Here is a 13002-nt window from a genome sequence, read left to right as displayed (position 1 = left end):
ATCCGCCGGGCATGGCCCGGCGCTACCAAGCGAGCTTTGCCTTCGGACGCCGGGCATGGCCCGGCGCTACCAGGCGGGCTTTGCCTTCGGTAGCACCGGGCCATGCCCGGCGGCTTTTGGCGCATACGGCCGCGCAGTGTCCACCCTCTTCGCGTTTTCCCTACGGGGCGGTATGCTGCGGAGAGCGGTTCTGGCGGATACTGTCCGCGCCGCACCCATCATTACGATTCCTGGAGGGGGAATATGAGTCTGGATCGTCCCTGGCTGCAGAGCTATCCGAAAGGCGTTCCCGCCGAAATCGACGTCAACGAGTTCCATTCGGTAGTTTCGGTCTTCGACGCCTCCGTCGCGAAGTACCGCGACCGACCGGCCTACTCCAGTTTCGGCAAGACCCTCACCTACGGTGAGACCGACGCCCTGGTCGAACAGTTCGCCGCTTACCTGCTGGGCGAGCTGAAGCTCAAGAAGGGCGACCGCGTCGCCCTGATGATGCCCAACTGCCTGCAGTACCCGATCGCCACCTTCGGCGTGCTGCGTGCCGGCCTGACCGTGGTCAACGTCAACCCGCTGTACACCGCGCGCGAGCTGAAGCATCAGCTGGTCGACGCCGGCGTGACCGCGCTGGTGGTGGTGGACAACTTCGGCGACACCGTCGAACAGGTCATCGCCGATACCCAGGTCAAGCAGGTCATCACCACCGGCCTGGGCGACCTGCTCGGCGCCAAGGGCACGATCGTCAACTTCGTGCTCAAGTACGTCAAGAAGATGGTGCCCAACTACCATCTGAACGGCGCGATCCGCTTCAAGCAGGCGCTCAGGCTGGGCAGCCGCCACACCCTGCCGAAGGTCGAGATCGACCATGACGACGTGGCGTTCCTGCAGTACACCGGCGGCACCACCGGTGTGGCCAAGGGCGCGATGCTGACCAACCGCAACCTGATTGCCAACATGCAGCAGGCCTCGGCCTGGATCAGCGCATCGGGCATCGAGATGGGCAAGGAATGGATCATCACCGCCCTGCCGCTCTACCACATCTTCGCGTTGACGGCGAACGGCCTGGTCTTCATGAAGTTCGGTGGCTGCAACCACCTGATCACCAACCCGCGTGACATGAAGGGCTTCGTCAAGGAGCTCAAGTCGGTGCGCTTCACTGCGATCACCGGCGTCAACACGCTGTTCAACGGCCTGCTCAACACCCCCGGCTTCGACACCGTCGATTTTTCCTCGCTGAAGGTGACCCTGGGCGGCGGCATGGCCGTGCAACGTGCAGTCGCCGAGCGCTGGAAGAAGACCACCGGCGTCACCCTGGTCGAGGCCTACGGCCTGACCGAGACCTCGCCGGCGGCCTGCATCAACCCGCTTACCCTGGCCGAGTACAACGGCTCGATCGGCCTGCCCATCCCTTCCACCGATGCCTGCATCAAGGACGACAACGGCAACATCCTGCCGCTGGGCGAAGTGGGCGAGCTGTGCATCCGCGGCCCGCAGGTGATGAAGGGCTACTGGCAGCGCCCGGAGGAAACGGCCAAGGCCATCGACGCCGACGACTGGCTGCACACCGGCGACATGGCGAAGATGGACGAGCACGGCTTCTTCTACATCGTCGACCGCAAGAAGGACATGATCCTGGTGTCCGGCTTCAACGTGTACCCCAATGAGGTCGAAGACGTGATCGCGATGATGCCGGGCGTGCTGGAAGTGGCCGCGGTCGGCGTCCCGGACGAGAAGTCCGGCGAGGTGGTCAAGGTGGTCATCGTCAAGAAGGACCCGAACCTGACCGCCGAGATGGTCAAGGAGCACGCCCGGGCCAACCTGACCGGCTACAAGCACCCCAGAATCGTTGAATTCCGAAAAGAGCTGCCGAAGACCAACGTCGGCAAGATCCTGCGTCGCGAACTGCGCGACACACCCGCTCAGTAAGGGTTTGCGGAAAGTTGAACGCGCTCGGGCCCGGGTCGGCAACGACCCGGGCCTTTTCGCATGCGCGGGCCGGGCCCGGTGTAGCATCGCCGCGTGAGTGGACCGTTCGGCCCGCCGGCCACCACCTTCAACTGCGGGCCGCACCGCCGAGGACCCTTCCATGAGCACCATCGAAAAGCTGCCCAGCAGCAGCTCCCCCTATGCCACCATCCGCACCCAGGACAGCGCTGACGGCGCCGCACACTGGCTGTTCATGCACGCCGATGCCTCCACCGGCGTGCGTCCCTGCTGCCGCAAGGACATGCTGGACGAGATGTGGAGTTACATGAACGCCATCACCCGCGGGCCGGCGCAGCGCCACAGCGGCCAGCTGCGCCATTTCGTGCTGGCCTCCGACGCCGCCGCCTACAACCTGGGCGGGGACCTGGACCTGTTCACCCGCCTGATCCGGGAAGGTAACCGCGACCTGCTGCTGACCTACGCCCAGCGATGCGTGGAAGGCGTTCACCATCTGCACACCGGTTTCGGCGGCGACGTCCGCTCGATCGCCCTGATCCAGGGCGATGCGCTGGGGGGCGGCCTGGAAATGGCCCTGGCCTGCCACACCATCGTTGCCGAGGAAGGCAGCGGCATGGGCCTGCCCGAAGTGCTGTTCGGCCTGTTTCCGGGCATGGGCGCCTACTCGTTCCTGTGCCGCCGGGTGTCGCCGCAGCTGGCCGAGAAGATCATCCTCGACGGCCGTATCTACAGCGCCGAGGAGATGCACGCGATGGGCGTGGTCGACGTGCTGGTCAGGAAAGGTGAAGGCCGCGGCGCGGTCGAAGAGATGATCCGCCAGCAGCAGCGCCTGCCGCAGTCGTACCTGGCAATGAATGCCGCGCGCAACCTGGCGCAGGCGGTCAGCTACGACGAACTGCTGGAAATCACCAAGGTCTGGGTCGATTCGGCACTGGCCCTGGGTGATCGTTCGCTGCGCACCATGGACCGTTTGATCAAGGCCCAGACCCGACGCGCCAATCTGGACGTGGCCTGATATTTCCCCTCCCCGCAGGGTTCAAGCCCGGCTGGCCGCCGGGCTTTTTTTATGGGCGTGCGAGCATCGACAACCGGTATTACAGGCCAGGCTGGCCCCCGTTCTATCGCTCGCTGTCATCGGCCACGCCACGCGCCTTGCGTTGGGCGCGTGCATCCAGCGCCTGCCGGCCTTCCTTGATAGCCCCTGCAGCACCGCAAGACGCTGCCGCCATTCGGCCTTGAGCTGCCAGTCGGCCATCCGCATCAACTCACCGGCGCGGTTGGACGCACGCACCAGGCCCAGATTGCTGGCCACGCCCTTGATCGCGTGCGACTGCTCGCGGAAAGCCCCCCAGCGTGCCGCTTCACCGTCACCTTCGGCCTTGCGCAGGCATGACTCGGCATCGTCCAGGCACTGGCGGATGAACTCGCGCTCGAAGCCTTCGCCCATTCCCAGCGACGCCAGCTCATCAAGCACGCCGGTGTCGAGCACGCCATCGAGGTTGGTGACGGTGCGCACGATCGGCGGAGCACTGGCCTTGAGCTGGGCGTTGTTGGCGATCTCGGCCAGGGTGTCCAGCAGGCGCACGGCCACCACCGGCTTGGCCAGGAACGCATGCGCACCGGCCTGGGTACAGCGCTGGATGGCTTCGGGAGTGACGTCGGCGCTGAGCACCAGCACCGGCGTGCGCGGGCCGCCACCAGCCTGCATCACCCGCAGCTCCTTCAGCATGTCCAGGCCACTCATGCCGGGCATGTGCAGATCGACAATGGCCGCATCGAACTCACTTTCAGCCAGTGCATCCAGCACCGCTTCGCCCCCATCGACGCACAGCACCTTGTGTCCGGCCTTCTGCAGCAGCCGTTGCAGCACCATGCGGTTGGCCTCGTGGTCGTCGGCGACCAGGATCTGCATGCTGCGCACCCGCGCGCGATGGCGCAGGAACGGATCGGCGAAGGCGATGACGTTGCCGCCGGCGCCGGTTTCGTCGCCAGCAGCGAGGGTCGGCACCGCGCCCGGGACCACCGGCTGCGGCGGCGCGAACGGCAGTTCCACCCAGAAGTGGCTGCCCTGCGGCGGGTTGTCCAGGTAACCGATCTCACCGTCCATCGCTTCGACCAATCCCTTGGCGATGGTCGTGCCCAGGCCGGTACCTTCATGACGGCGGGCCATGCTGACGTCGGCCTGCTCGAAGGCCTCGAACAGGCGTGGGCGCATGGCTGGAGCGACGCCGATGCCGGTATCGAGAATGTCGAAGCGCAGCCGCACTCCCCCCTGGGTGTCGGCGTGGACAACACTGACACGGATCTCGACCCGGCCGTGATCGGTGAACTTGACCGCGTTGCCGGCCAGGTTGAGCAGGATCTGCCGCAGATGACCGACGTCGCCGCGCAGGGTCGGCGGCACGGTCTCGGCTACCTTCACCCTGTAATCCAGGCGCTTGGCCTTGGCCTGCGGCAACAGGATCAGGCCGATCGCCTGCATCACGTCGGAAAGCACGAAATCCTCGGCGACCACGCGCAGCTTGCCGGCCTCGATCGCCGAGATGTCCAGCACTTCCTCGACCAGCGCCAGCAGGCTGCGCGACGACGCCTGGATGGTACTCACGCACTCACGCTGCTCGTCGTCCAGGCGCGTGGTCGCCAACACTTCCGTCATGCCATTCAATCCATTGAGTGGGGTGCGGAACTCGTGGCTCATGTTGGCCAGGAATCGACTCTTGGCTTCGCTGGCGCGCCGCGCCTCGGCCATCGCCTCGGTCAACTGCCGCAGCAGCGTGGAGAAATACAGGGGTACCGCCGCAAGGCCAAGCCACAGGCCAATGGCCAAGCGTGCGTTCTGCTGCCAATAGGGGGTGGACAGCGCGGTAATGCCGAAGCTGACCATCGCCATCGCCACGGCCACATAGAGGTAGTGGTTGCCAAAGCGCATGCCATTGCCCACCGTCACCCACATCACCACGATGTAGACCCACGACAGCGGCTCGCCCATCTGGATCATGCCGGCAGCAATCAGGCCGTAGTCGGCCAGCATGCCCAGTACACGGCGCGCATCGGAACGCCCCGGCCGCCACAGCAGCCAACCGAACAACAGCAGCGACAGGCTCAGGCCGGTCAGCACGATCGCCAGCACACCGACATACTGGGTGTGCGGCAGATCATGCCGCGCCGAAGGCAGCAGCACGTAAGCCATGATCAGGCTGATCAGGACGATGCGGACGATCTGCTGCCCGTGCTCGCTGTCCTGCCGCTGGGACAGGCGCAATCGCAATCGCGACAGCAGTCGTTTCACGCGCCCAGTCCCGGCCGTGCAGAGGCGGTGGAGTGGTCGGCACAGATCTGTTCCAGCTGCTCGCGGCCGCGCAGCAATGCATCCACGCAGCGCGGATCGAACAGGCGCCCACGCTGGGCATACAGGTAGGCCAAGGTGGCTTCCATCGTCCACGCTTCCTTGTAGGGGCGCGGCGAGATCAACGCATCGAACACGTCGGCCACCGCGACGATGCGCGCTTCCAGCGGAATCGCATCGCCCACCAGGCCATCGGGATAGCCACTGCCGTCGTAGCGCTCGTGGTGACGCAGCGCGATCAATGCACCGACCTGGATGAAACGGTTCTGGCTGCCGCTGAGCAGTTCATGGCCGATTCGCGGATGCCGGCGCATGATCGCCAGCTCCTCATCATTGAGCTTGCCCTGCTTGAGCAGCACCGCATCGGGAATGGCGATCTTGCCCATGTCGTGCAGCGGTGCGGCCATCTCGATCAGCTTGACGTCCTCTTCCGGCAGGCCCAGCTGCTCGGCAATCAGGCCAGCCACGCGCGCCATCCGCTCAAGGTAGGCACTGGTGCCGGCATCACGGAATTCGATCGCACGCGCCAGCCGCGAAAGCGTCTCGCGCTCGCGCTCCTCCACCTCGTGCATGCTGGCCAGCAGCCGCTGCTCCAGCGACAGCGCGCGCTGCTTCACGTTCTCGGTCTGCTGGCGCAACTGCAACAGGTTGTAGCAGCGTGCGCGCAGTTCGCGCGGGCGGATCGGCTTGACCAGGAAATCGATCACGCCGGCTTCCAGTGCTGCCTGGCGGATCGGCTCGTCACCCACCACGGTGATCAGGATCACCGGAATATCGCGATGCTTGGGCAGCCGGCGGAAGCGGCGGGCGAACTCCAGCCCATCCATCTCCGGCATGCGGTAATCGAGAAGCAGCAGGTCGACCGGGTACGATTCGCACCATGCCAACGCCGTCAACGGATCGCCGAAGTCATGCACGCTCAGTTCCGGTGCGATGTCCTCGATGACGTGACGAAGCATCGTCCGTGCGGAAGTCTGGTCATCGACGATGACGATGTTCAAGGCGTTCTCTGCCTGCTTTCTCGACCATGCTGAAAGGTCAGCGGGCGAGGATACCCCGCCGCTGTGCACGCTGGCACCCTGCATCGGCTCGACTCCCGTCACAAGCCCCCCGATTCATGATCGTCGTCACAATGTGAAGCGGATTCTCCACATCGCGGCCTCCCCTGACGCCATCAAGCCATAGCCAGTGTCAAGGTTGTGCAACAACGATACGCCGAGTGCGGGGCGCGTCAATGGCGCCGTCTCAAACCGAGACGACGCGCACAAACGGACGCCAAAAACGACGGTTACTGCTCCGGACGCATGTACGGGAACAGCAGCACGTCGCGGATCGAGCTGCTGCCGGTCAGCAGCATCACCAGCCGATCGACGCCGATGCCAAGGCCGCCGGTCGGCGCCATTCCGTACTCCAGCGCACGGATGTAGTCGGCGTCGTAGTGCATGGCCTCGTCGTCGCCGCCTTCCTTCGCCGCCACCTGCGCCTGGAAGCGCTGGGCCTGGTCCTCCGGGTCGTTCAGTTCGGAGAAGCCGTTGGCCAGTTCCTTGCCGTTGACGAACAGTTCGAAGCGGTCGGTATAGCCGGGATCGTTGTCGTTGGCGCGGGCCAGCGGCGAGACCTCCACCGGGTGATCGGTGATGAAGGTCGGCTGGATCAGGGTGTGCTCGACGGTGGCTTCGAAGATCTCCAGCAGCAGCTTGCCCCAACCGTAGGACGGCTTGACGCGGATCTTCAGGCGCTCGCAATGACGCAGCAGCGCGTCACGGTCGGTGCAGTCGGCCGCGGAGATTTCCGGGTTGTGGTGACGCACCGCCTCGTCCATGCGCCAGCGGCGGAACGCCGGACCCAGGTCGATGTTGGCGCCGTCCCACTCCACCACGGTGGTGCCGTTCACCGACAGCGCCACGTCACGGATCACGCCCTCGGTAAGGTCCATGATCTCGTTGTACGTGGCATAGGCCTCGTACAGTTCCATCATGGTGAATTCCGGGTTGTGGCGGGTGCTGACGCCTTCGTTGCGGAAGTTGCGGTTGATTTCGTAGACGCGTTCCAGGCCACCGACGGTCAGGCGCTTGAGGTACAGCTCCGGCGCCACGCGCAGGTACAGGTCAAGGTCCAGCGCGTTGTGGTGGGTGGTGAAGGGCTTGGCCGCGGCGCCGCCGGGGATGTAATGCATCATCGGCGTTTCAACTTCGAGGAAGTCGCGGTTGTCCAGCCACGCACGCATCGCCCGGATGATCTTCGAGCGCTTGATGAAGACCGCACGCGACTCCGGGGTCACGATCAGGTCGACGTAACGCTGGCGGTAGCGCTGCTCGACGTCGGCCAGGCCATGCCACTTGTCCGGCAGCGGGCGCAACGACTTGGTCAGCAGGCGGATCGACTCGGCCTTGACCGACAGCTCGCCGGTCTTCGTGCGGGTGAGGCCACCTTCGACAGCGATGATGTCGCCCACGTCCCAGCCCTTGAAGGCGGTGTAGGCATCACCCAGCACGCTGCCCTGCAGGAACAGCTGGATGCGGCCCGATTCGTCCTGGATCTGGGCGAAGCTGGCCTTGCCCATGACCCGCTTGGCCATCAGGCGACCGGCCATCTTCACCTGGCGGCCGTTGCCTTCCAGGGTTTCGGCGGTCCACTGCTCCGCATCGGCGAACTCGTCCTGCAGCTGGCCGGCAAAGTCCTCGCGACGGAAGTCGTTCGGATACGCGATCCCCTGCCCGCGCAGCGCTTTGAGTTTCTCACGGCGCTCGGCGATCAACTTGTTTTCGTCGACGGGGGGGGTATCGGTAGCTTCGCTCATGGATCTGCGGGAATCGTGTAGTGAGGGGAGTGTTGCGCCCGGCGCAGCCGGTCGCCCAGCATACCAAAAGCGCCCTGCCCCGGCCTCGGGCCGCCCCTGCTCCGGTAGCCGCCAACCTTGGTTGGCGCCCACCGTGTCGACCAAGGTCGACACCTACCGGGCTCCCAGGAATGCCTGCCGCAGTCGGTCAACCTCGATCCACCGCCCTGGTAGCCGCCGACCTTGGTTGGCGCTCTACCGCGCCGGGCATGGGGAGGCATCCACGCATGGTCTGGATCTACTGTGTCGACCAAGGTCGACACCTACCGGGCTCGGGGGTCGACACCTACCGGGCTCGGGGGGGCGACACCTACCCGTTTCCCGGGAATGCCTGCCGCAGCTCATCCACCAGCACCCGCTGGTTCTCCGAATAGTCCACCGGCACCGACACCAGATGCACGCCGCCCGCGGTGAAGGCCGCTTCCAGGGTCGGAATGAACTGCTCGATCGCCGTCACCTCGTGCCCCTGGCAGCCATAGGCCTCGGCGTACTTGACGAAATCCGGATTGCCGAAGGTCATGCCGTAGTCGGCAAAACCATCCACCGCCTGCTTCCAGCGGATCATGCCGTAGGCGCCGTCGTTGAGGATCAGCACCACCAGATTCAGGCCCAACCGCCTTGCGGTCTCCAGCTCCTGGCTGTTCATCATGAAACCGCCATCGCCACACACCGCCAGCACGCGGCGCTGCGGGTACAGGATCGAGGCCATGATCGCCGACGGCAGCCCCGCGCCCATCGTTGCCAATGCGTTGTCCAGCAGCAGCGTATTGGCCACCTGGGTACGGTAGTTGCGCGCGAACCAGATCTTGTACATGCCGTTGTCCAGCGCCACGATGCCATCCGGCGGCATCACCTGGCGCACGTCATGCACCAGCCGCTGCGGCGTGAAACCAGCCTCTTCGGCGCGGTCGGCGATGTGCTCCAGGATCGTCGCGCGCAGCGGCAGCAGTGCAGCGGCGTTGTCCACCTTGCCCTCGATACGGTCGGCCAGCAGGGTCAGCGAGCGGCCGATATCGCCGATCACCTCCACCTGCGGGAAGTACACCTGCTCCACCGCAGCCTGCGAGTAGCCGATGTGGATGACCGTGCGGCCACCCGGGCGCATCACGAAGGGCGGCTTCTCCGTCACCTCGTGGCCAATGGTCACGATCACATCGGCCTGATCGATGGCCATGTGCACGTAGTCGCGCTCGCTCAGTGCCGCCGTGCCCATGTACAGGCCCGAGCCACCGGCCACCGCGCCCTTGCCCATCTGCGTGGTGACGAACGGGATGCCGGCCCGCAGCACGAAGGCCGACAGCGCCTCGCTGGACTGCGGTCGCGACGCCGCCGACGCGATCACCAGCAGCGGCCGCTTGGCCTGGCGGATGATCTGCGCCGCACGGTCCAGCGCCTCGGGACTGGCGATCGGCCGATCCACCGGGTGTGGCGGGATCAGTGCAACGTCCTCGACCTCCATCGCCGCGATGTCCTCGGGCAGTTCCAGCAGCACCGGCCCGGGGCGCTCCTCCAACGCCGTGCGGAAGGCCTCGCGGACGATGGTGGGGATGGTGCGCGCCGAAACGATCTGCCGTGCCGACTTGGTCAGCGGCTTCATCGTGCTGACGATGTCGACGATCTGGAAGCGCGCCTGCTTGCTGGCCACGATGCCCTTCTGCCCGGTGATCATGATGACCGGCCACGCGCCGAGCAGCGCATAGGCGGCACCGGTGGTGAAGTTCAGCGCGCCCGGGCCGAGCGTGGCCAGGCACACGCCGGGCTTGCCGGTCAGGCGGCCGTAGGTGGCGGCCATGAACACGGCAGCCTGTTCATGGCGGGTGATGACCAGCTCGATGCTGGAGTGGCGAAGCGACTCGACGACATCGAGGTTCTCTTCACCGGGAATGCCAAAAATGCGCTCGACGCCCTCGTTCTCGAGTGCGGCGACGAGCAGATCGGAACCCTTGGACATGGAATGACGTCCTTCTCGCAATGCGTGATGATGGAACGTTGCAGGGATGCTGACAGGAAGGTTGGATGGCCCGCGTCAACGGCGGTCGAACCACACCGTCTGCGCGTTGACGAATTCGCGGATGCCGAAGTGCGACAGCTCGCGGCCGAAGCCGCTCTTCTTCACGCCGCCGATCGGCACGCGCGGATCGGAGGCCGAGAAGCCGTTGACGAACACGCCACCGGTCTGCAGCCGGCGCGCCAGCTGCATCGCACGGGCGTGGTCGCCCGTCCACAGATTGCCGCTCAGGCCGAACTCGCTCTGGTTGGCCAGTTCCACCGCATGGTCGGCATCGCGCGCGCGGCTGATCGACGCCACCGGCCCGAAGGTCTCGGTGTCGAAGGCCTGCATGCCCGGCTCGACGCCGGCCAGCACGGTGGGGGCATAGAAGCTGCCGGGGCGATCGAGCTGCTTGCCGCCCACCAGCAACTGCGCACCGGCCTCGACCGAGGCGCGTACCTGTGCATCAAGCTGTTCCAGCAGGTCCTGCCGGGCCATCGGTCCGATCCGGTTGCCGGCCTCGCGGCCATCGCCGACGGTCAGCGCCTGTACGCGCTCGCAGAACAACGCCACGAAACGCTCGTACACGGCGTCTTCGACGATGATGCGCTTGCCGGCAATGCACACCTGCCCGGTGTTCTGGAAGCGCGAGGCAACAGCCGCATCGACCGCGGCATCGAGATCGGCGTCGGCCAGCACGATGAACGGATCCGAGCCACCCAACTCAAGCACCACCTTCTTCAGCGCTTGCCCGGCCTGCGCGGCGATGCTGCGCCCCGCGGCGACGCTCCCGGTGAGAGTCACGGCCGCGATGCGGTCATCGGCGATGGCGGCACTGGTGCCCTCGCGGCTGATGTTGGCGGCGATGAAGGTGCCGTCCGGCAGGCCCGCATCGCGCCACGCAGCGGCGAGCAGCCCGGCGGTGCCGACGATGTTCTCGGCCGGCTTCAGCAGAAAGCCGTTGCCGCCCATGAGGATCGGCACGGCCGCGCGCATCACCTGCCAGTACGGGAAATTCCACGGCATGATGCCCAGCACAACGCCCAGCGGCAGGTAGGAGACATAGGCCTTGTTGTCGGCCACCGGGGTGGGTTCATCGCGCAGGAACGCCGCACCGTTGTCGGCGTACCAATCGCACAGCACCGCGCACTTCTCGATCTCGGCCAGCGACTCGGCCTGGACCTTGCCCATTTCGGCAGTGGCCATCGCGGCCAGCGGTCCACGGTCGCGGCGCAGCACGGCAGCCATCGCACGCAGCACGCTGGCGCGTTGTTCCAGTGACTGCGCGCTCCAGGCTGCAAAACCGGCCTGGCCGCGGTCAAGGATGGCGTCCAGCTCGGCGTCGGTGGCGAAGGGGTGGCTGGCAATCTGCTGGCCGGTGGCCGGATCGCGGGAAATGGCAGCGGGGGCTGCGGGGGAAGCGGACATGCAGGTCTCCTGTTGTCTCGACAACGGGCGGCTGCCCGTTTCCTGACAACGAATGTGGACCCGATCGATGGCAGCAACAAGGCGTCTGCGTATCCTGTGACCTGTACTTACCTGCCTGAATGGGGTTGGGAGTTCCCGGCAGGGCTGCGCCCGGGTACGCGCCATCGCATGCGCGCTGCCGCTCCCACGCTTCGCTACGCGAACCGCGGGCCCCACTTACCAGCCCCCATACCCCGCCGCTTCGCGGCCGCCCCTGACTCAGGGGCTCTTCTCCAGACCCAACCCGGCGCCTCCAGTAGATCCACGCCATGCGTGGATGAATTTCCATCGAGATCGACTATCTCGAATTGAAACCGAAAAGCATCCACGCATGGCGTGGATCAACGTGTCGACCAAGGTCGACACCTACCAACAGCCGCGGAGATCTGTCAGAGGTGGGGCGGTGTCGGAGTGCGGGGTGTCCGCGGCATGGATGCCGCGGCCAAGCCTACACGGACGTACTTGCGGCGTCCCCGCACTCCGACACCGCCCCACCAACTCACGGAAAGCCCGCTGTTGCTGTTGCTGTTGCTGTTGAGGTTGCCGGCCAGCGGCCGGCACTACAGCAGGTGCAGGGCTGCAAGCCCTGCCAAACAACCCCTTACCTTCGCGGCAGGTAGGTCACCAGTGACAGGTCATGCCGGCTCTCCGGCACCAGCGCCACGTACTGCAGGTCCAGCAGCCCGCGCGTGGGATGGTTCAGTTTCTTCGCACCCTCGTCGAAACGTCGCACGTCATGCTCCGGCCACCACTGGCGGAACTGCTCGCTGTGCGCGCCGATGTCCTCGGCCAGCGCCAGGAACGGCGCCTTGTCCGGCGCCTGCGCCATCGCCGCGCGGAAGCTGGCCAGCAGCCCGCGGGTCATTTCTTCCCAGTTGAGAATCAACGTTCTGTACGGCGGATACAGGAACATCAGCCGCAGCGTATTGCGCTCATGCGGCGCCAACTGACCGTAGTCGACAAACAGATCGGCGATGGCCGGGTTCCAGGCCAGTATGTCGAAACGGGTATTGCGCACGTAGGCCGGGATCGGCTGCATCGCCTCCACCAGCTGTCGCAGGCCATCGGTCACCGTCTCGTCGGGCGATTCCAGCGGCACGCCATAGCCGGACAGCGCGAACGCGTAGGCGCGCTCGTCGTCGCTCAACCGCAGTACCTGCGCCAGGCGCTCGAGCACCTCGGGCGAGGCGCGCACTTCGCGGCCCTGCTCGATCCAGGTGTACCAGCTGACGCTGACCCCGATCGCCAGCGCGACTTCCTCGCGCTTCAGGCCCGGCGTGCGTCGGCGACCGGCGGGCAGCCCCAGCGTTGCGGGGTCGACCCGGGCACGGCAGGCCTTGAGAAAGCCTCCCAGTTCCTTGCGTTCGGCTTCACTGCGCATCATCGCCCTGCCCTGCAGGTTTCAACGGCGTTGCGGGACGC

Annotated in this window: 7 protein-coding genes and 1 pseudogene; 2 read left to right on the top strand and 6 right to left on the bottom strand. The window is 65.9% G+C overall.

The window, feature by feature from the left end; translation table 11 throughout:
* Positions 1-243 precede the first annotated feature (243 nt).
* Together D0Y85_RS09835 and D0Y85_RS09830 are read left to right on the top strand one after the other, a co-directional pair.
* Positions 244-1920, top strand: coding sequence for a long-chain fatty acid--CoA ligase (locus D0Y85_RS09835; RefSeq protein WP_117310330.1), 1677 nt, complete (start codon positions 244-246; stop codon positions 1918-1920).
* Positions 1921-2080: 160 nt separating this feature from the next.
* Complete coding sequence (locus tag D0Y85_RS09830; protein WP_117310329.1) at positions 2081-2953, top strand: crotonase/enoyl-CoA hydratase family protein; 873 nt, start codon at positions 2081-2083, stop codon at positions 2951-2953.
* Between the two features lie 103 nt (positions 2954-3056).
* Here the strand turns inward: D0Y85_RS09830 and D0Y85_RS09825 are convergent.
* The 6 genes and pseudogenes from D0Y85_RS09825 to D0Y85_RS09795 form a co-directional block, all read right to left on the bottom strand.
* Positions 3057-5227: pseudogene (locus D0Y85_RS09825) on the bottom strand (response regulator).
* Complete coding sequence (locus D0Y85_RS09820) at positions 5224-6369, bottom strand: two-component system response regulator (protein WP_117310328.1); 1146 nt, start codon at positions 6367-6369, stop codon at positions 5224-5226. Before D0Y85_RS09820 ends, D0Y85_RS09825 begins: the two are co-directional and overlap by 4 nt.
* Before the next feature lie 203 nt (positions 6370-6572).
* Positions 6573-8084: a lysine--tRNA ligase gene (lysS, locus tag D0Y85_RS09815; protein WP_117310327.1), complete on the bottom strand. Its 1512-nt coding sequence runs from the start codon at positions 8082-8084 to the stop codon at positions 6573-6575.
* A 349-nt stretch (positions 8085-8433) separates the two neighbouring features.
* Positions 8434-10074, bottom strand: a complete 1641-nt coding sequence (locus D0Y85_RS09810; protein ID WP_117310326.1) for an acetolactate synthase large subunit — start codon at positions 10072-10074, stop codon at positions 8434-8436.
* Between the two features lie 75 nt (positions 10075-10149).
* Complete coding sequence (locus D0Y85_RS09805) at positions 10150-11541, bottom strand: NAD-dependent succinate-semialdehyde dehydrogenase (protein ID WP_117310325.1); 1392 nt, start codon at positions 11539-11541, stop codon at positions 10150-10152.
* A gap of 640 nt (positions 11542-12181) precedes the next feature.
* A complete protein-coding gene (locus D0Y85_RS09795; RefSeq protein ID WP_025874707.1) occupies positions 12182-12964 on the bottom strand; it encodes a helix-turn-helix transcriptional regulator in 783 nt (260 codons plus the stop codon).
* Positions 12965-13002 lie beyond the last annotated feature (38 nt).

Source organism: Stenotrophomonas sp. G4 (assembly GCF_003428825.1).
Classification (GTDB): Bacteria; Pseudomonadota; Gammaproteobacteria; order Xanthomonadales; family Xanthomonadaceae; genus Stenotrophomonas; species Stenotrophomonas indicatrix.
The sequence above is the reverse complement of the archived record's forward strand: the minus strand, read 5'-3'. Positions and strand labels throughout refer to the sequence as shown.

Bases quoted from the DNA above. Each gene is read 5' to 3' on its own strand.
- D0Y85_RS09835 (WP_117310330.1), top strand. From the start codon at position 244: ATGAGTCTGGATCGTCCCTGGCTGCAGAGCTATCCGAAAGGCGTTCCC.
- D0Y85_RS09830 (WP_117310329.1), top strand. From the start codon at position 2,081: ATGAGCACCATCGAAAAGCTGCCCAGCAGCAGCTCCCCCTATGCCACC.
- D0Y85_RS09820 (WP_117310328.1), bottom strand. From the start codon at position 6,369: ATGCAGGGTGCCAGCGTGCACAGCGGCGGGGTATCCTCGCCCGCTGAC.
- lysS (WP_117310327.1), bottom strand. From the start codon at position 8,084: ATGAGCGAAGCTACCGATACCCCCCCCGTCGACGAAAACAAGTTGATC.
- D0Y85_RS09810 (WP_117310326.1), bottom strand. From the start codon at position 10,074: ATGTCCAAGGGTTCCGATCTGCTCGTCGCCGCACTCGAGAACGAGGGC.
- D0Y85_RS09805 (WP_117310325.1), bottom strand. From the start codon at position 11,541: ATGTCCGCTTCCCCCGCAGCCCCCGCTGCCATTTCCCGCGATCCGGCC.
- D0Y85_RS09795 (WP_025874707.1), bottom strand. From the start codon at position 12,964: ATGATGCGCAGTGAAGCCGAACGCAAGGAACTGGGAGGCTTTCTCAAG.